Consider the following 18,135-nt stretch of genomic DNA (forward strand, 5'->3'; position numbering starts at 1 on the left):
CGGCGCGAGGAGAAAGGAGCAGACCATGCTCGAGCAGATCAGGGGCCTTCATCACGTCACGTCGCTCGCCCGCGACGCATCCGAGAACAACGAGTTCTTCACCCGCAAGCTCGGCCTGCGCCGCGTGAAGAAGACCGTCAATTTCGACGCGCCTGACGTCTACCATCTCTATTATGCCGATAAGGTCGGCACGCCCGGGACGGTGATGACCTACTTCCCGTTCCCGCATGCTGCGCGCGGCAAGCCCGGCACTGGCGAAGTCGGCGTCACTGCCTTTTCCGTGCCACAGGGCACGCTTAAGTACTGGGAACAGCGGCTGGTCGAGAATGGCGTCACCGGCCTTCGCCCGGAAGAGCGCTTTGGCGAGAAGCGGCTCGCCTTCGATGGACCGGACGGCGACGGCTTCGTCCTCGTCGAAACGGCTGACGACAACCGTGCTCCCTGGACCAATGGCGGCGTCGGCAACGATGAGGCCATCCGTGGTTTCCATTCCGTGGCCATGCGGTTGCAGGACGGCGACGCCACTGCCGAGCTCCTCAGGTTCATGAACTACGAGGAAATCGACCGCGAGGGCAGCATCCGCCGCTACGCGGTGAAGGGAGAAGGCAACGGCGCCAACTTCATCGACATCGAGACGCTGCCGCTGATCAACCATGCAAGGCAGGGCGCGGGATCGGTCCATCACGTCGCCTTCGCGGTCGAGAACCGCGAGAAGCAGCTCGAAGTGCGCAGGGCGCTGATGGACACCGGCTACCAGGTAACTCCCGTCATCGACCGCGACTACTTCTGGGCGATCTACTTCCGCACCCCGGGCGGCGTCCTGTTCGAGGTTGCGACCAACGAGCCCGGCTTCGACCGCGACGAGGACACGGCGCATCTCGGCGAGGCGCTGAAGCTGCCGAGGCAGCATGAGCATCTGCGCAGCTTCCTCGAAAGCCACCTCGAGCCGATCAGGGACTGACCATGACCAGGGACAGCTTCATTCACAAGGAGGTCGCCGGCGCGCCCGGCGGCCCTCTCCTGTTCGTCTTCCACGGCACCGGCAGCGACGAGAACCAGTTCCTCGGACTCGGCCGCCATCTGATGCCGGACGCAACCATCGTCTCTCCGCGCGGCGACGTCTCCGAACATGGTGCCGCCCGCTTCTTCCGCCGCACCGGCGAAGGCGTCTACGACATGGAAGACCTTGCCCGAGCGACGGAGAAGATGGCCGCGTTCATCGAGGCGCATCGGGACCAAAAGAAGCCGTCGGCTATCGTCGGCCTCGGCTATTCGAACGGCGCCAACATCCTCGCTTCCGTGCTGTTCGCTCGCCCCGGCCTGTTCGACTCAACGGTGCTGATGCACCCGCTGATCCCGTTTGAGCCGGAGGTTGCCGGCACGCTTGAAGGCACACGCATTCTGATTACCGCCGGTCGGCACGACCCGATCTGCCCAGCCCCGGTCACCGAGCGCCTCGCAGGCGACTTTGCCCGGCAAGGAGCTACGGTCGAGATGCTCTGGCACGACGGCGGGCACGAAGTCCGCCCGGCAGAAATGGAGGCGGCCCAGCGCTTCCTCACCCGCGACAAGACAGGAGCCGCCTCATGACCGACGACCTGCCGATCAACCGCGAAAGCAACGGGGCCAAGGGCCGCTATGTCGTCCGTGGTCCGGACGGCGCTGAGGCGGAGATGACCTACACCAGCATCGGCGAAAGCCAGATCATCATCGACCACACCCACGTCCCGGAGGAGTTCCGCGGCCAGGGCATCGGTGTGCGGATGGTGGCGCAGGCGGTCGAGGACGCGCGCGCTGCCGGCAAGAAGATTATCCCGCTCTGCCCGTTTGCGGCGACCCAGTTCAAACGCCATCCCGAATGGGGCGACGTCCTGCGCCAGTAAGCCATTCGACTCCGCGTCAAAAGCCGGTCTATGATCGTCCCGGGAGGAACGTGGGCGCGCATGAACCGGTACCGGCGGCGACATCTGATCATCCTGGGGGCGGTGGCGTGCGTGCTCTGCCTGCTGATCGCCAGCTTCGGCCATCGCTACGCCACCTCGCTCTATCTCGACCAGGCCGCCGCGCGCGGGCACAACACGCTCGGCCTCGCGGTCACCGCGCTGCGCGGCCAGCTTGCCCGCTACGAAAAGCTGCCCGAACTTTTGGCTGACGACCCGGACATAAAAGAGCTGGTGTCAAATCCGCAGGACCGCGCCAAGGTCGATGAGATCAACCTCTACCTCAAGCAGGTCAACACGCTGCTGGAATCGTCCGACGTCTATGTGATGCTGAATGACGGCGTCACCATCGCCGCTTCCAACTTCGACCAGAACCCCACCTTCATCGGCGAAAACTTCAGCTATCGGCCCTACTTCTATGACGCGCGCGACCGCGGCAAGGGCCGGTTCTTTGCCCTTGGTACCACCTCCCTCAAGCGCGGCTATTATTTCGGCGCACCAATCCACACCGACGGCGGCATAGCCGGCGTCGTCGCCTTCAAGGTGGACCTCGACGCCATTGAAAGCAGCTGGCGCGGCAGTGACTACGAAATCATCGTCACCGATCCGGAAGGCATTGTCTTCATGTCCGGCCGGCAGGACTGGCTGTTTACTGCCATCCAGCCGCTGACCGAGGAGCGCCTTGCCCGCACCGCCGCCACCCGCCGCTACGCCAATGCGGACCTCAAGGAGCTTCCCGTCACCCGCTCGGCCTCGCAGGACGGGCACGATCTCCTGACGATCTCCGACGCCAAGGGCGAACGCCAGCACCTGACGGTGACGGAGGAGATGCCAGAAGCCGACTGGACGGTACGGGTGCTTCTCGACACGGCTTCCGTGCGCACCCAGGTGCTGACAACTATTGCCGCGCTAGTCCTGCTCGTCGCGCTCGGCGCCATGGGCTTTGCCGTGTGGCTCGAGCGGCGGGCGCGGCTTGCCGAGCGCTTGCAGGTCCAGCAGGAGGCGCAGGAAGAGCTTGAGCGCCGCGTGGTCGAACGCACCGCGGACCTCGCCAACGTCAACCGGCTGCTGAAGGCTGAGGTCGCCGAGCGCCGCGCGACTGAACGCGCGCTGCGCAAGACACAGGCCGATCTCGTCCAGGCTGCAAAGCTTGCCGCGCTCGGTCAGATGGCGGCTGCCCTGTCGCACGAATTCAATCAGCCGCTTGCCGCCGCCCGCACCTATGCCGACAATGCCAGCCTGCTGATCGCGCGCGGGCGCACGGACGAAGCTGCGGAAGCCGTCCAGCGCATTGTCAGCCTGACCGAGCGCATGGCCTCGATCAGCCGCCACCTGCGCAATTTCGCCCGCAAGCCGAACGAGAAGCTGGGGCCGGTCCTCCTCGACGATATCGTCCGCGACACGCTGGAAATCGTCGGCTGGCGCCTGAAAGCCGCCGATGCCGCGCTTGCGGTGAAGCTGGGCCCATCGCCGCTCTGGGTGAAGGCGGGAGCGGTGCGGCTGCAGCAGGTCCTCGTCAACGTCATCTCCAACGCGGCCGACGCGGTAGAGGGAACCGAAAACCGCACCATCACCCTTGCCGCCGAGCGCGTCAGCCGGGGCAAGGTCGCCATCACGGTGCGCGACCACGGCCCCGGCATTCCCGACGCAATCGCTGGCCGCATCTTCGACCCGTTCTTCTCCACCAAGGGCGTAGGCAAGGGCCTCGGCCTTGGCCTTTCCATTTCCTACAACATCATCAAGGACTTTGGCGGGACGCTCTCCGTGGAGCAGCACCCCGAGGGCGGTACCATCGCGAAGATCGTCCTGCAGCAGGATGTCCCCGCCGAGTCGCGCGAGGCTGCTGAATGAAACATCCGTCCGTGCTGCTGGTGGATGACGAGGAAGACATCCGTCGCTCCACCTGTCAGTCGCTTGAACTTGCCGGCTTCGACGTCCGCGAACTCGGCTCGGCCGAGGCTGTCCTTGATCTCGTCACACCCGGCTTTGCTGGCGTCATCGTCAGCGACATCCGTATGCCCGGAATGGACGGCATGACGCTGCTGACCAGGGTGCGGGACATCGATCCCGACGTGCCGGTCATTCTCGTCACCGGTCATGGCGACGTGCAGCTCGCCGTGCGCGCCATGCGCGAAGGCGCCTACGACTTCATTGAAAAGCCGTTCTCCGCTCAGCACCTCGCCGACGTCGTCGCCCGCGCGCTCGACCGGCGTCGTCTCGTCCTCGAAAACCGCCTGCTGCGCGCAGCCGCCGGCAAGCGCGACGATCTTGAAAGCCGGCTGCCCGGTCGCTCGCAGGCGATGATAGACCTGCGCTATCGCCTGCGCGCCGTCGCCGGCACCGACGCCGACGTGCTGATCATCGGCGAGACTGGCGTTGGCAAAGAGGTCGCGGCGCGCGCGCTGCACGATATCAGCGGACGGGCTGACCGGCCCTTCGTCGTCATCAACTGCGCGGCGCTGCCTGCAAATCTCATCGAGAGCGAGCTGTTCGGCCATGAGGCCGGCGCCTTTCCCGGCGCGCTCCGCGCTCGCTACGGCAAGTTTGAGCATGCGCGCGGCGGCACCATCCTGCTCGACGAGATCGGCCAGATGCCGCTCGTCCTTCAGGCACGGCTTCTGCGCGTTATCGAGGATCGCGTCATCGTCCGTCTCGGCTCCAACGAGCCGATCCCGCTAGACATTCGCTTCATCGCCACCAGCAAGATCGAGCTTGAAGAAGAGGTGGCAGCGGGCCGCTTCCGCGCCGACCTGCTCTACCGGCTGAACGTTGTGACGCTGAAGGTGCCGCCCCTGGCGGCGCGGCGCGAAGATGTGCCGATCCTGTTCCTGCAGCTGCTACGCGAGGCAGCCGGCCGCTACCGCCGCGAGCCGGTTGAGCCGCCAGCCCACATCCTCGAAGCGATCGCGCGCCGCGACTGGCCTGGCAATGTCCGCGAGCTGCGCAACGCCGCCGACCGCTATGTGCTCGGCCTTGGCGTCGACGGGCTAGATCCTGACGAGGAACAGGAAGGTTTGAGCCTTGCCGAGCGCGTCGCGCGCTATGAGCGATCCGTCATCGCCAGCGCGCTGCAGGCGCATGGCGGCGCGCTGAAGCCCGTCTATGAAGAGCTCGGAATTTCGCGAAAGACGCTCTACGAGAAGATGCAGCGCTACCGCCTTGACCGCCGCAACTCCGCCGAATGAAGCCCGGATGTGTAGGTCTCCACACATCCACCCGGCCTGATGTTACGGATTCCACCCATCGAGAGCATTTGAATCCGGAAGACGCATCCGGACGCCGCCGTGAGCGTTGAACTACATGTAACGGCGTTTCCTACTGCGCCCCAAGGCCGGCTCGGGGGGAATCGAGCGCCGGCCGTACAAACCAGAGCCCTGGGAGGAAAACATGAAGAACTTGCTTGCGTCGCTTTCGATCGCCGCCGCCCTGGCGGTGCTGCCGCAGTTCGCCAGCGCCCAGACCTATCCGGAGCGCACCATCACCATGGTCGTGCCGTTCTCGGCCGGCGGCCCGACCGACACGGTCGCTCGCCTCGTCGCAGAAGCGATGAGCCGCGACCTCGGTCAGCAGGTGATCGTTGAAAACGTCGGCGGTGCTGGCGGCACGGTTGGCGCGGCGCGCGTCGCACAGGCGGAGCCGGATGGCTACACGCTGCTCCTGCACCACATCGGCATGGCCACCAGCGCCACGCTCTACCGCAACCTCTCCTACAACCCGCTCGAGTCATTCGAGTATGCCGGCCTCGTCACCGAGGTTCCGATGACGATCATCGCCCGCCCAGATTTCCCGGCTGACGATCTCCAGGGCCTGATCGCCTATCTGAAGGAGAACGCGGACGACGTCACCTACGCCAATGCCGGCATCGGCGCCGCCTCGCACCTGTGCGGCATGCTGTTCATGAGCGAGATCGAAACGCAGCTCACCACCGTGCCTTACCAGGGCACCGGTCCGGCGATGACCGACCTGCTTGGCGGCCAGGTCGACTTCATGTGCGACCAGACCACCAATACCACCAGCCAGATCCAGGCCAAGGCGGTGAAGGCCTACGCGGTGACGAGCGGCGAGCGTCTCGAGCAGCTTCCGGACCTTCCGACCGCGGCCGAGGGTGGTCTTGCCTCGATGCAGTTTGGTATCTGGCACGGCCTCTATGCCCCGAAGGGCACCGATGCGGCGATCGTGGAGCGCCTGAGCAAGTCGCTGCAGGTCGCGCTCAAGGACAATAACGTCATCGAGCGTTTCGCCGCCCTCGCCACGAAGCCGGAGCCGGAAGAGAACGCCACCCCGGCCGCCCTCAAGGCGAAGGTTGAGTCGGAGATCGCGCGCTGGAAGCCGCTGATCGAGGCCGCTGGCGTCTACGCCGACTAATTTTCTGCCTCGGCAGACCTCGCCGGCGCGACGTGGCCCCGTCGCGTCGGCACCTTCTTCGCTAGGGAGGAACGATGACCTTCAACAGAAGTGATGTCGGAGCCGGAGCGATCTTCGTCGGCATCGGCCTGTTCTTCGGACTCATGACCCTCTACGGCCTCGACATCGGCACCGCCCGCCGCATGGGGCCGGGCTATTTCCCGATCGTTCTGTCCGGCCTTCTCATCGTCTTCGGCATCGCGACAATCATCAAAGGCACCGGCTACGACGATGTCGAGCGCGGGCCGCTTCCATGGCGCGGCATTGCCATCCTGCTCAGTGTCCCGGTGATCTTCGGCCTGCTCATCCGTCCGTTCGGCATCGGACCAGTGCTGCTCATCACCACATTCATCACGTCCTTCGCCAGCCGGCGCATGTCACCCCGTGCGGCGATCGGCCTGTCGCTGGGGCTCACCATCTTCTGCGTCCTTGTCTTCGTGATCGGCCTTGGCCTGCCACTGCGCGTCTTCGGGCCGATGGTCGAGCCGTGGACCCGACCGATCTTCGGGGTGCGCTGAGATGGACCTGCTATCGAACCTTTATCTCGGTCTCTCGATCGCCCTGCAGCCGCATAACCTGATGTTCTGCTTTCTCGGCTGCCTGCTCGGTACGCTGGTCGGCGTGCTGCCCGGCATCGGGCCCACCGCGACCATTGCGATGCTACTGCCGATCACGCTCAGCCTCGACCCGTCGACGTCGCTGATCATGCTCGCCGGCATCTACTACGGTGCGCAGTATGGAGGCTCGACCACCGCGATCCTCATCAACCTGCCGGGTGAGTCCTCCTCCGCGGTCACGGCAATTGACGGCTACCAGATGGCGAAACGCGGTCGCGCGGGCGTTGCGCTCGCCACCGCAGCACTTGGCTCGTTCTTCGCCGGCACAGTTGCGACCGTGATCCTCGCGCTATTCGCGCCGCCGCTGGCACGCGCGGCCCTCAACTTCGGCTCGCCTGAATATTTCTCGTTGATGGTGCTTGGCCTCGTGTGCGCCATCGCGCTCGCCCACGGCTCGATCCTTAAGGCAACGGCGATGATCATCGTCGGCCTGCTGTTCGGCCTTGTGGGCGCTGACCTCTACTCGGGCGCCCAGCGCTTTACCTTCGGCATCCCGCAGCTTTCTGACGAGCTCAACTTCGTCGCCGTTGCAGTCGGCGTCTTCGGCATTGCCGAGATCCTGCGCAACCTGCAGAACGAAACCGACCGGGACGTGATGGTGAAGAAGGTCACGAACCTCTGGCCATCGGGCGAAGACTTCCGCCGCATGTTCATGCCAGTCGTGCGCGGCACGGCTCTGGGCTCGATCCTCGGCGTGCTTCCCGGCGGCGGCGCGATCCTCGCCTCCTTCGCCTCCTACACTGTGGAAAAGCGCATCTCGCGCACACCGCAGGAGTTCGGTAAGGGCGCGATCGAAGGCGTTGCAGCACCGGAATCAGCCAACAATGCCGGCGCGCAAACCTCGTTCATTCCGATGCTCACCCTCGGCATTCCCGCCAACCCGGTGATGGCGCTTATGATCGGCGCAATGATCATCCAGGGCATCGTGCCGGGCCCGAACGTCGTCAACCAGAACCCGGAACTGTTCTGGGGCATCATCGCCTCGATGTGGGCAGGCAACCTGATGCTGGTGCTGCTCAACCTGCCGCTGATCGGCCTGTGGGTGCGGCTGCTGACGATCCCCTATTACCTCTTGTTCCCGGCAATCATGGCCTTCGCCGCGATCGGCATCTACTCGATAAACTCGAACCCCTACGACCTCTACACGCTCACCCTGTTCGGCGCACTCGGCTATGCCCTCGTCCGCTTCGGCTGCGAGCCAGCGCCGCTCTTGCTCGGCTTCGTGCTCGGCCCGATGCTGGAAGAGCACCTGCGCCGCGCGATGATCATCTCTAAGGGCGACCCGTCGGTATTCCTCACCCGTCCGATCAGCGCGACGCTGCTGGTCATGTCGGTGATCGTGCTCGTGGTGGTGCTGATGCCGTCGGTCCGGAAGAAGCGCGAGGAGGTGTTCGTCGAGGAGGACTAGCCCCCACCCTTCCCGAACAGCTCCAGCCATCCCTTGCCGGCGCCGCGCTCGCGGATGACCGGCAAGGGATCCTCATTGTCGAGCCGCGAGCAAACGCGATAAACCTCCAGCGCCTCGGCGCTGAGCACACCCCTACGATAGAAATACATGGCAGCGGCATAGCGCGCGCGGCCGGACCACGGCTCCCCGAGGGGCGTGTTCACCAGCGCCCAGTTTTCTTCCCACTCCGCGTCCCGTTCCATCTCAGAATGCGCCAGGCGGCGTTGCCGTGCGCCGTTCGAGCGAGATGAATGGCCGCTCGACGATTTTTGCGCGCTTCATCAGCTTCACATATTGCAGCTCGCGCATGGCATAGATCTCGACCCAGAGGTCATCGGTAATGGTCACGCCATAGGGTCGCTTCAGCGATGCGATCGCGATGTTGCGCTTTGCCATCGGCGACCAGATGCCAGCGGTGACCAGTCCCGCCTCGCGCTTGCCGCGATGGTAGACGATAGCGTGCTCGGCAGGGGCGTTGCCTTCGATCTCCAGCCCGACGAGGACATGGCGCAAGTTGCCCATTTCGCGCGCCTTGAGAATCGCGCGGCGGCCGTTGAAATGGCCCTTGTCCGGATCGACCATCCAGCCAAGCCCGATCTCGTCTGGCATGCGCACGCGGTCGGCGCGGATCGCATGCTCGGCGGTGACGAAATCGGCATTGGCGACGATGAACCCCGCCTCGATGCGGGCGCGATTGAGCGCCGTGTAGCCGATCGCCCGGATGCCGAAGAGGTTTCCCGCCTCGAACAGACGGTCCCACAATGCGAGCCCCGCGTCCTTCGCAACGAACAGCTCGTAGCCGAGATCGCCGGTAAAGCCGGTGCGCGAGATTGTGACTGTGGCGCCCTCATGCGGGAACTCGGCGAGGTCGAACGGTTTCAGCCGCTCGACGCCATCGAACCCCGCCGCCTTCAGCACCGAATAGGAGGTCGGCCCCTGCAGGGCGAGACCGGCGATCTCGTCCGTCTCCTCGCGCACCGAGACACCGAAGCCGATCGCCGAGTCGAGCAGCCACGGCAGGTGCCGCTCCTGGCAGCAGAGGCGGAAGTCCTCAGCCGACAACCGGAACAGCGTGCCGTCATCGAGCACATGCCCCTGCTCGTCGCACCAGGCGGTGTACTGCACCCGTCCCCGCCGCAGTTTAGCGACGTTGCGGAGCGTGAGACGATTGCAATAGGCTTCGGCGTCAGGTCCGGTGATCCGGTACTTGGTCATCGGCGAGATGTCGAACACCGCCGCCTGGCTGCGGATGGCGAAATATTCCAGCTCCTCGTCCCAAAGCGAATGCGGCGCCTTGTAGCCCGCCCATGAATACCAGTCGTTCTGCTGCGACAGCGCAGCAAGGCGCGGATGGAACGGCGTTTCTCGCCGTAGCTGGTTGATGTGGGACTGGGCTTGTTTCCGGATGCTCGTCTGCACGTTCACATCCATGGCAACCTCCGCATACGGGCACGAAGCGCCCGCCGACTGTCACCCACCCCTAACCCCTCCCCACAAGGGGGAGGGGAATTTTGGGGACACAGCGACAACGAGTTCTGCGTGCCTGGCCTCGAACGGAACCACGCCTGTCACAACGTCGCTGTCTGCGATCTGAGGTGGAAGAGGCGGGCGCGCTTTCAGCCGCCCGGAACTGACCCTCCCTCGACTGAAGGAACCTTGTCTGACGGAAACTGCCCCAAGTCCCCCTCCCCCTTGTGGGGAGGGGTTAGGGGTGGGGGTGAACCAGCAACCAACCACCCCTCCGGCGGGAGAAACGGCAGGCTCAAGATCGCAAGCAACGCTCCCCATCGTACTACCTCTCCACCGCAATCACCCGCCGCGCCGCGTTGAGGCCGGCGACGCCCGAGATGCCGCCGCCGGGGTGCGAACCGGCACCAGCGAGGTATAGTCCCTCGATTGGCGTGTCGTAGCCGCCGGCGCCGAAGACAGGACGCGACATCAGCATCTGGTCCGGCTGGAGCTCGCCATGATGCCAGTGTCCGCCCGGCATGCGGAAGCGTGCTTCAATGTCGGCCGGCGTGAGCAACTCGCTCGCCACAACAGACTTGCCGATGCCCGGCGCATACCGCTCGAGCTGCGCCACGATCGCTGCCTGCAGCCGCGGCTTGCCGGTCTCCCACCCCTCCCTGAGCGCATATGGCGCGAACTGGACGCAGGCCGACAGCACGCACGCCCCATCCGGCGCGAGCATCGGGTCCGACATGTTCGGCAGCACGATCTCCATCACCGGCTCGGACGAGAACTCACCATACTTGGCCGGGTTGAACGCGTTTTCGACCGCATCGCTCGACGGCGCGATGACGATCCGGCCCTTTTGATCCTCGGCCGAAACGCCGGTGAATTCCGGCACGCGGTCGAGGGCCAGGTGCAGCTTTGCGACATTGCCCTTCATGCGCACGTTCAGGATCTTGCGCAGGAAGCCGGTGTCGAGTTCGCGCGGGCCGACGAGATCGATAAAGGTCGTGCGCGGGTTGATAGCCGAGAGGATCGTGCGGGCGCGAATTTCCTCGCCGTTTGCCAGCGCGACGCCCACCGCCCTGCCCTTCTCGATCAGGATCCGGGCCACCGCAGCTTCGGTGCGGATCGTAACGCCCCGCCGTTCGGCCGAGCGCTGCATCATCGCGATCACCGCGCCCATGCCGCCCTTAGGCAGCATCTGCCCGCCGGGTTGGCCGTCGATCTCGCCTGCCAGCCGGTAGTAGAGGCCGATCAGCGAGGTTGGCGAACGCGGCCCGAGATGGCTGCCAAGCACCGCGTCGAAGGCAAGCAACCCGCGCAGCGCATCGTTCTGAAGATATTCGCCGGAGACGTCGTCGACGTTCATCAGCAGCATGCGCAGGAGGTCGCGCATGCCCTCCTTGCCGAGACGGCGCAGCGACAGGGCAAGACCGCCCAGCGCCACCTTCTCGAGGATCGCCATGTTCTCGAGGTCTGGCGGCCGGCGTGCGAGCAGCGGCTTCAGCACCTCGACCTGGCTGAGCAGCAGTTCGCGCAACTCCTTCCACCCGGCAGCATCGGTCGGACTGACACCGTCCACCGCGCTGCCATAGGCCCCGCGCAGGACGGCGTGCTCACCCGTGGGAAACAGCGCCACCGTCGGCATCGAGCGCCCGTCGAATGTCATCCCAAGCTTGTCGAGCTCAAGCTCGCGGATCACCGCCGGATGCAGTCGGTTGAGGACGTGCGCGAGAGACGAGACACGAAAGCCGGGATGGAACTCTTCCGTCCGCGCCGCGCCGCCGATCTCGCTGGCGGCTTCCAGAACGACCACCTTGCGCCCCGCACGCGCCAGCGTGACGGCTGCCACCAGTCCGTTGTGCCCCCCGCCAATGACGATCGCATCAAAGGACGTCATGGGCGTCGCTCATGTGGCTGGCGGGCTTCTTCAGGTCGCGCAGGATCTCCGCCGCGGCGTTGCGGCCGGGCGCTCCCATCACGCCACCGCCCGGATGCGTGGACGAGCCGCAGATGTAGAGCCCCCTGATCGGCGAGCGGTACTGCGCGTAGCCGGGCACCGGCCGGTTGAACAGCAGCTGGTCGAAGGTGAGTTCGCCCTGGAAGATGTTGCCCTCGGTGAGGCCGACCTCGGCCTCGAGTTCGCGCGGCGTGCGCACTTCCATGTGGACGATGCGGTCGCGGAAGCCCGGCGAATAGTCGGCGATCTGCGAGATGACCGTCTCGCCGAATGCGTCGCGGTCGGCGTCGGTCCAGTCGCGCCCTTCCACCTTCGGCGGGCAGTACTGCACGAAGCAGCTCATGAAATGCTTGCCGGGCGACGCCATGGTGGGGTCGAGCAGTGTCGGGATTACCATGTCGAGGAATGGATCGGCCGACCATCGCCCGGCCTTCCAGTCGTCATAGGCGCGTTCCATTCGTTCCACGGTGTCGGTGAAGTGCAGGTCGCCGCGCAGGCACGGGCTGTCCTTCGGCAGCGCCGGAAATTCCGGCATCGAGTCCAGCGCAATGTTCACCTTGCCCGACGAGCCGCGAATCTTGAAATTGCGCACCCGGCGCAGGAACGGCGCCGGCAGCTCGCGATCGTCGACCAGCTTGAGGAAGGTACGTTTGACGTCCGCGTTCGAGACGACGAGCCGGCCATGAACCTCCTCGCCGCCCGCGAGCACCACGCCCTTGGTCTCGCCATCGCGGACCAGCACCCGCTCGACCTCCACTTCGGTGCGGATCGTGCCGCCGGAGGCGCGAAAGGAGGCGGCCAGCGCTTGCGTGACCGCCCCCATTCCCCCCCGCGCATACCCCCATGCACCGACGGAACCGTCGACCTCGCCCATGTAGTGGTGCAGCAGAACGTAGGCGGTTCCGGGCGACATCGGCCCCAGCGCCGTGCCGATGATCCCGGACAGGGCCAGATAGGCCTTGATCACCTCGGTCTCGAAATACTCTTCGAGGAAGTCGGAGATCGACATGGTCCAGAAGCGCAGCATCTCAGCCATCTCGTACGCCGTCAGCCCCGCGAACTTCCGGCCGAGATAGACGAGCTCCGATACGTCCCGTGGCCTGAAACTGGTTGGGTCCGGCGCCGTGCGCATCAGCAGCGGCTGGATGAAACGGCACTGGCGCGTCACGTCGCGCGAATATCGCTCATAGGCTTCCGCGTCGCGCGGCGACCAGCGCGCGAACTCGCGCCGGTGCGCCTCGTGGTCGCGATAGCTCACAAGATAGTCGCCATCCTGCGTCAGCACCGCCCCGCCTTCGTATGCAATGACCTGCAGCCCGTATTTCGGCAGTTCGAGATCGCGCATGATCTCGGGCCGGAACAGCGAGCAGACATAGGAGCAATTGGAATAAAGAAAGCCCGGCGTCAGCTCCCGGCTCACTGCCGCGCCGCCGATCCAGTCATTCTTTTCGAGGACAAGGACGTCGAGCCCCGCGCGCTGCAGGTAGCACGCGTTGACAAGGCCGTTATGGCCGGCATCGATGACGATGGCGTCGTAGGTCTTCATGCGGCGGCCCGTCCTCCGAAGAACGCCGATGGGATTCCCCTTGTTATTGGCCCAAGCCTGCCACGGAGGCAGGCAGCCTGTCCAGAGCTCCCGTTCAAGATTTTGAATGAATGTTCAGCAAGTATTCTTGTGTTTTCGCCAATGTGCGCTAGGCTTCGGCAATGGTGTCCCGGCTGCGGCCGGCACGAGCAGGCAACGGGAATGCAGCATGGCAGACACGCAGTTGCATGAGCCGAATACGACGACACCGCCATCCGCTTCCTCGGGGCGCTGTGGGGTGACGGGTACCTCTCTCCCGGCGGGCCGGAGGAAAGAGCCTGCACCTGGACGGCCATGCGGAAGGTCCTTGACTTAGGTGAGCGCCGTCCCCCTGATCTGCGCGGACGAAAGCCGGAGTGACCGGCCATGCTGGAGCAGAACGACATCATGAGAAAGACGATGGCGGCGGAAGTGGCGCCCGAAACTGAAAAGCGCGGACGCAAGGCCTCCAAGGAAGCCCGCCGCCAGCAGCTGATCGAGGCAACGATCGATTCGCTTTCAAAGCGCGGCTATTCGGAAACCACGCTGGCGGACGTCGCTGATGGTGCGGGCCTGTCGCGCGGCATCGTCAACTTCCATTTCGAGAGCAAGGAAAAGCTGCTCATCGCTACGCTCCAGTACATGGCCGATGAATATGCGGCGCACTGGCGCAATGCGCTGGCGAAGGCGGGCGACGACCCGGCGGAGCGCCTTGCAGCGCTTATTGCCGCTGACTTTGACCGCTCAGTTGCCAGCCGCCGCAAGATCGCCGCCTGGTGCGCCTTCTGGGGCGAGGCGAAGTCGCGGCCGACCTATCAGGCGCTCTGCGGCGCGCGTGACGAAGTCTACCAGCAGACACTGACCGACCTCTGCGCCGAACTCATCGAAGCCGGGGGCTATCCGCTCGATGCCAGCCACACCGCGCTCGCGCTGGACGCGATGCTGGAAGGCCTGTGGCTGCGGATCATGATGCGCGGTCAGGACATGACGCGCGAGAAGGCGCACGAAGCGGCGAAGGCGATGCTGACATCGCTGTTTCCGAAGCATTTTCCGGCAAGGGCCGCGTAAGACGACCCACCCGGATGGGGCGAACCAGAGGAAGAATGGGAGTGAGGACGATGAGGAAAGGCATTTCAGGCAGCCGGCTGCAACGCACCGCCATCGCGCTGGCAGCCGCCACGACGCTCACCGGCACCGCATTTGCGGCTGACAGTGACGTCAGCGTCTTCGACTGGGCCGGCTACGAGGATCCCGGCTTCCATCCGGCATATGTCGAGAAGCATGGGGATTCGCCGTCCTTCTCCTTCTTCGGCGATGAGGATGAGGCGTTCGAGAAGCTGCGCGCCGGCTTCAAGGCCGACCTTGCCCATCCCTGCTCACAGAACATCGTCAAATGGCGCGACGCCGGACTGTTGCAGCCGCTCGACACCTCGCGCATCGAGGCGTGGAACGACATCCTGCCGGGCCTCAAGAACATGAAGGACCTGATGACGGATGCCGAGGGCAAGGCGTGGTTCCTGCCCTTCGAATGGGGCAACACCCTCGTCGTCTACCGCACCGACAAGGTGCAGGAGGCCGATATCCAGTCTCTAAAGGCGTTCATGGACCCGAAGTTCGAGGGCCGCGTTTCGATACCCGACAATGTCGATGACGCCTATGCGCTCGCGGCGCTCGCCACCGGCTTTACCGACTGGACGAAGATGACCGATGCCGACTGGGACAAGGCGTCGGCATTCCTGCGCGAGGTGCACAAGAACGTACGTCTCTACTGGCTCGACAACACCGAGCTCAGCCAGGCGATGGCCGGCGGTGAGGTCGATCTCGCTTGGGCTTGGGCCGAAACACCGACGACGCTGATGGCGGACGGAGTTCCGGTCGCAATGAAGCGCGATACCGCCGAAGGCCTGTCCACCTGGGTCTGCGGCTACGTCCATCTCAAGGACGCGCCAGGCAATGTCGACAAGACCTACGACTTCCTCAACGCGCTCATGAAGCCCGACGTCGGCACCTACCTCGTCAGCGACTGGGGCTACGGGCACAGCAACTCGAAGGCGATGGAAGCCGCCGATCCCGAGAAGCTCAGCGAGTTCGGCTACGACGATATCGACAAGTTCATCGACAAGACCTGTTCTCGAATCCGCTGCCGGCCGAAACCAAGGCCAAGCTGATCGCCGAGTTCGAGCGCATCAAGGCCGGCTACTGAGCCGCCAGAACCCTTGCCTTCCGCCGCCGCGGCGCTGATGCGGGGACCGCGGCGCCGGCGGCAAACACTTCCTGGTCGATGTGGGTGAGCGCCTGGTAGGCGCAGCCCTCGCGGATCAGCGGCGCCTCGTCCGGCTGCATCGCAAAGTCGATCTCGGCATTGTGCTGGCCGCCCGCGGTGCGGGCGAGCGCATCACGTATCGCCGGCTCGATCACGTCGAAGGCTGAGGTGCCGAGGCCGACAAAGGCGACGGGCGCGGGGTCGAACAGCGCAAACAGACTTCCCAGCGCAAAACCCAGCGCCTCCCCTGCCCGCCTGAACGCCTCCCGTTCAAGGCCGTCGCCTCCACGCGCGGCTTCCGCCATCGCCGTCATCGTCAGATCGTCGATGTCGGCTGCCGGTTGGGCGAACTCGCTCTCCCCACGAGCATGGCGGAAGATCGCATAGTTGCCGGCATAGGCTTCAACGCAACCGCGCCGACCGCAGCGGCACTGCGCGCCGTCGGGAATGTGGATCATGTGGCCGAACTCGCCGCCCGACGAGTGCGAACCCGTGAACAGCTGCCCGCGCTGGATCAGCCCCATGCCGATACCGTTCGAGAGCAGCACCGCGATCAGGTTCTCGCCGTAGCGTTCCGGATTGCGCGCCCGCAGCGCGACCGCGATCATGTTGCAGTCGTTCTCGACCGTGACCGGCACCCGGAAGCGATTCTCCAGGAGATCCGCGAACTGGATGTCACTGTGCGGCGTGATCGGCGACCACAGGAGCTTCCGCTTGTCGGAGTCGGTGATGCCCTGCACGGCCATCGTCATGCGCAGCAGCGGCCCAACCTCGTCGCCGGCGCGGCCGATCACCGTCTCCACCGCATCCGCCACTGCTTCCTGCAACTCCTGCTCGCTCATCGTGAGCGTCGGCGGCTTCGAGAATTCGTGGACGATGACGCGGCCGGAATAGTCGATGACGGCTGCAGCCAGCGAGTTGAGCGACAAGGTGATGACCACGACGGAAGCCGCGCGCGGATGCAGCGCCAGCGCCACCTGCGGCCGCCCGCGTTTCAGCACACCGGGCTCGCCGGACTGCGCAACGGTCAGGACGCCTTCCGAGATGAGGTCGGCGGAGATCGTTGAGATGGTGGAGTTGCTCAGGCCCGTGACCGCGGCGATCTCGGTACGCGACGGCTGGCTGGCGCGGCGCACCGAAGCGATCACCATCGCCCGGTTCTTCCGGCGCAGATCGTCGTGCCGCACACCGACCGTCATACCAATTTCCTCCATGTATTGGACGCGAGCGGGGTTTAGCTTTCCTCATCCCGAAAGGACAGAGCGGGCGCGAAGATATTGACATGACCCAAATGCTGAGTCATTCATTTTTTCGAAGCTCGAAAAAAAGAGTTTCGTCTTGGTGCCTAACGGCCCGATTGGGAGGAACATTATGAAAAGATTTGCAACCGCATTGCTTGCGGGTGCTGCGCTGTCGCTGACGATGGCTGCAAGCGCCCTCGCAGAGGGAAAGACCATCGGTGTTTCCTGGTCGAACTTCCAGGAGGAGCGCTGGAAGACTGACGAGGCCGCAATCAAGGCGGCGCTCGAAGCCGCGGGCAACAAGTACATTTCCGCTGACGCGCAGTCCTCTGCTGCCAAGCAGCTGACCGACGTCGAGGCGCTGATCGCCCAGGGCGCCGACGCCCTCATCATCCTCGCGCAGGACGCCAGCGCGATCGGCCCGGCCGTCGAGAAGGCCGTTGCCGAGGGCATTCCGGTCGTCGGCTATGACCGCCTGATCGAGAACCCCGACGCCTTCTATCTCACCTTCGACAACAAGGAAGTTGGCCGCCTGCAGGCCAAGGCCGTGTTCGACGTCAAGCCGGAAGGCAACTACGTCTTCATCAAGGGCAACGGCGCCGACCCGAACGCCGACTTCCTGTTCGCTGGCCAGATGGAAGTGCTGAAGGAAGCGATCGACGGTGGCAAGATCAAGAATGTCGGCGAAGCCTACACCGACGGCTGGCTGCCGGCTAACGCCCAGCGCAACATGGAGCAGTTCCTGACCGCCAACAACAACCAGGTTGATGCGGTCGTTGCCTCCAACGACGGCACCGCCGGCGGCGCCATCGCCGCCCTCGAGGCACAGGGCCTTGCCGGCACCGTGCCGGTCTCCGGCCAGGACGGCGACCATGCCGCGCTCAACCGCATCGCGCTCGGCACCCAGACCGTCTCGGTCTGGAAGGACGCTCGCGAACTCGGCAAGGCTGCGGCGGAAATCGCCAACCAGCTCGCCGACGGCAAGGCGCTCGACCAGGTCGAGGGCGCCACGAAGTGGTCGGACGGCCCGAACGGCGTCGAAATGAACGCGATCTTCCTCAAGCCGGTCCCGATCACCAAGGACAACCTCAACGTCGTCATTGACGCCGGCTGGGTGTCCAAGGACGTCGTCTGCCAGGGCGTGAAGCCGGGCACGGTCGACGTCTGCGGCTGATCTGACAGCCTTGCCACAGGCGCCGCGGTTTGACTGCAGCCGCGGCGTCTGATCAAGTGAATGATCCGGC

15 protein-coding genes and 1 pseudogene are annotated in these 18,135 nt (G+C 65.0%); 11 read left to right on the forward strand and 5 right to left on the reverse strand.

The features are described from left to right. The first annotated feature begins 25 nt into the window (after positions 1-25). The 8 genes from L630_RS0113690 (at position 26) to L630_RS0113725 (ending at position 8,369) form a co-directional block, all read left to right on the forward strand. Positions 26-961 carry a ring-cleaving dioxygenase gene (locus L630_RS0113690; protein ID WP_024848817.1) on the forward strand — a complete coding sequence of 312 codons (936 nt, stop codon included), beginning with the start codon at positions 26-28 and terminating at the stop codon, positions 959-961. A gap of 2 nt (positions 962-963) precedes the next feature. Continuing rightward, the gene (locus L630_RS0113695) at positions 964-1,590 is read left to right on the forward strand and encodes an alpha/beta hydrolase (RefSeq protein WP_024848818.1); all 627 of its coding nucleotides are present in this window, start codon (positions 964-966) and stop codon (positions 1,588-1,590) included. Next, complete coding sequence (locus tag L630_RS0113700) at positions 1,587-1,883, forward strand: GNAT family N-acetyltransferase (RefSeq protein WP_024848819.1); 297 nt, start codon at positions 1,587-1,589, stop codon at positions 1,881-1,883. Before L630_RS0113695 ends, L630_RS0113700 begins: the two co-directional genes overlap by 4 nt. A 60-nt stretch (positions 1,884-1,943) precedes the next feature. After that, positions 1,944-3,791 (forward strand): sensor histidine kinase, encoded by a 1,848-nt coding sequence (locus L630_RS0113705; protein WP_051473267.1) that lies wholly within the window; start codon positions 1,944-1,946, stop codon positions 3,789-3,791. After that, on the forward strand, positions 3,788-5,125 hold the full coding sequence (locus tag L630_RS0113710; protein ID WP_024848821.1) for a sigma-54 dependent transcriptional regulator: 1,338 nt from the start codon (positions 3,788-3,790) through the stop codon (positions 5,123-5,125). The genes L630_RS0113705 and L630_RS0113710 overlap by 4 nt, the downstream gene beginning before the upstream one ends. Positions 5,126-5,327: 202 nt before the next feature. Further along, positions 5,328-6,305, forward strand: coding sequence for a tripartite tricarboxylate transporter substrate-binding protein (locus L630_RS0113715; RefSeq protein ID WP_024848822.1), 978 nt, complete (start codon positions 5,328-5,330; stop codon positions 6,303-6,305). A gap of 74 nt (positions 6,306-6,379) precedes the next feature. Further along, positions 6,380-6,862 (forward strand): tripartite tricarboxylate transporter TctB family protein, encoded by a 483-nt coding sequence (locus L630_RS0113720; RefSeq protein ID WP_024848823.1) that lies wholly within the window; start codon positions 6,380-6,382, stop codon positions 6,860-6,862. Between the two features lies 1 nt (position 6,863). Beyond that, positions 6,864-8,369 (forward strand): tripartite tricarboxylate transporter permease, encoded by a 1,506-nt coding sequence (locus L630_RS0113725; RefSeq protein WP_024848824.1) that lies wholly within the window; start codon positions 6,864-6,866, stop codon positions 8,367-8,369. On the opposite strand, the gene L630_RS0113730 is transcribed toward L630_RS0113725, so the two are convergent. From L630_RS0113730 to L630_RS0113745, 4 genes are all read right to left on the reverse strand, one after another. Further along, positions 8,366-8,611 (reverse strand): hypothetical protein, encoded by a 246-nt coding sequence (locus L630_RS0113730; RefSeq protein WP_024848825.1) that lies wholly within the window; start codon positions 8,609-8,611, stop codon positions 8,366-8,368. The two genes, L630_RS0113725 and L630_RS0113730, sit on opposite strands and share 4 nt — an antisense overlap. Position 8,612: 1 nt before the next feature. Continuing rightward, a complete protein-coding gene (locus tag L630_RS0113735) occupies positions 8,613-9,839 on the reverse strand; it encodes an aminomethyltransferase family protein (RefSeq protein WP_024848826.1) in 1,227 nt (408 codons plus the stop codon). Positions 9,840-10,200: 361 nt separating this feature from the next. Beyond that, positions 10,201-11,763 (reverse strand): NAD(P)/FAD-dependent oxidoreductase, encoded by a 1,563-nt coding sequence (locus L630_RS0113740; protein WP_024848827.1) that lies wholly within the window; start codon positions 11,761-11,763, stop codon positions 10,201-10,203. Next, a complete protein-coding gene (locus tag L630_RS0113745) occupies positions 11,750-13,369 on the reverse strand; it encodes an NAD(P)/FAD-dependent oxidoreductase (RefSeq protein ID WP_024848828.1) in 1,620 nt (539 codons plus the stop codon). The genes L630_RS0113740 and L630_RS0113745 overlap by 14 nt, the downstream gene beginning before the upstream one ends. Positions 13,370-13,774: 405 nt before the next feature. Between L630_RS0113745 and betI the strand changes: the two genes are divergently transcribed. Next, positions 13,775-14,455, forward strand: coding sequence for a transcriptional regulator BetI (gene betI / locus L630_RS0113750; protein ID WP_024848829.1), 681 nt, complete (start codon positions 13,775-13,777; stop codon positions 14,453-14,455). 50 nt (positions 14,456-14,505) lie between these two features. After that, positions 14,506-15,590: pseudogene (locus tag L630_RS21475) on the forward strand (extracellular solute-binding protein). Here the strand turns inward: L630_RS21475 and L630_RS0113760 are convergent. After that, positions 15,584-16,849, reverse strand: a complete 1,266-nt coding sequence (locus tag L630_RS0113760; RefSeq protein ID WP_024848830.1) for an ROK family protein — start codon at positions 16,847-16,849, stop codon at positions 15,584-15,586. The pseudogene L630_RS21475 and the gene L630_RS0113760 overlap by 7 nt on opposite strands. 172 nt (positions 16,850-17,021) lie before the next feature. Between L630_RS0113760 and xylF the strand changes: the two genes are divergently transcribed. Continuing rightward, positions 17,022-18,065, forward strand: a complete 1,044-nt coding sequence (xylF, locus tag L630_RS0113765) for a D-xylose ABC transporter substrate-binding protein (protein WP_024848831.1) — start codon at positions 17,022-17,024, stop codon at positions 18,063-18,065. Positions 18,066-18,135 lie beyond the last annotated feature (70 nt).

The organism is Aminobacter sp. J41, assembly GCF_000526635.1.
Taxonomy (GTDB): domain Bacteria; phylum Pseudomonadota; class Alphaproteobacteria; order Rhizobiales; family Rhizobiaceae; genus Aerobium.

Coding starts and splice junctions, on each gene's coding strand:
- L630_RS0113705 (WP_051473267.1), top strand. CDS start 1,944: ATGAACCGGTACCGGCGGCGACATCTGATCATCCTGGGGGCGGTGGCG.
- xylF (WP_024848831.1), top strand. CDS start 17,022: ATGAAAAGATTTGCAACCGCATTGCTTGCGGGTGCTGCGCTGTCGCTG.
- L630_RS0113760 (WP_024848830.1), bottom strand. CDS start 16,849: ATGACGGTCGGTGTGCGGCACGACGATCTGCGCCGGAAGAACCGGGCG.
- L630_RS0113720 (WP_024848823.1), top strand. CDS start 6,380: ATGACCTTCAACAGAAGTGATGTCGGAGCCGGAGCGATCTTCGTCGGC.
- L630_RS0113725 (WP_024848824.1), top strand. CDS start 6,864: ATGGACCTGCTATCGAACCTTTATCTCGGTCTCTCGATCGCCCTGCAG.
- L630_RS0113735 (WP_024848826.1), bottom strand. CDS start 9,839: ATGGATGTGAACGTGCAGACGAGCATCCGGAAACAAGCCCAGTCCCAC.
- L630_RS0113740 (WP_024848827.1), bottom strand. CDS start 11,763: ATGACGTCCTTTGATGCGATCGTCATTGGCGGGGGGCACAACGGACTG.
- L630_RS0113745 (WP_024848828.1), bottom strand. CDS start 13,369: ATGAAGACCTACGACGCCATCGTCATCGATGCCGGCCATAACGGCCTT.
- L630_RS0113700 (WP_024848819.1), top strand. CDS start 1,587: ATGACCGACGACCTGCCGATCAACCGCGAAAGCAACGGGGCCAAGGGC.
- L630_RS0113710 (WP_024848821.1), top strand. CDS start 3,788: ATGAAACATCCGTCCGTGCTGCTGGTGGATGACGAGGAAGACATCCGT.
- L630_RS0113690 (WP_024848817.1), top strand. CDS start 26: ATGCTCGAGCAGATCAGGGGCCTTCATCACGTCACGTCGCTCGCCCGC.
- L630_RS0113695 (WP_024848818.1), top strand. CDS start 964: ATGACCAGGGACAGCTTCATTCACAAGGAGGTCGCCGGCGCGCCCGGC.
- L630_RS0113715 (WP_024848822.1), top strand. CDS start 5,328: ATGAAGAACTTGCTTGCGTCGCTTTCGATCGCCGCCGCCCTGGCGGTG.
- L630_RS0113730 (WP_024848825.1), bottom strand. CDS start 8,611: ATGGAACGGGACGCGGAGTGGGAAGAAAACTGGGCGCTGGTGAACACG.
- betI (WP_024848829.1), top strand. CDS start 13,775: ATGCTGGAGCAGAACGACATCATGAGAAAGACGATGGCGGCGGAAGTG.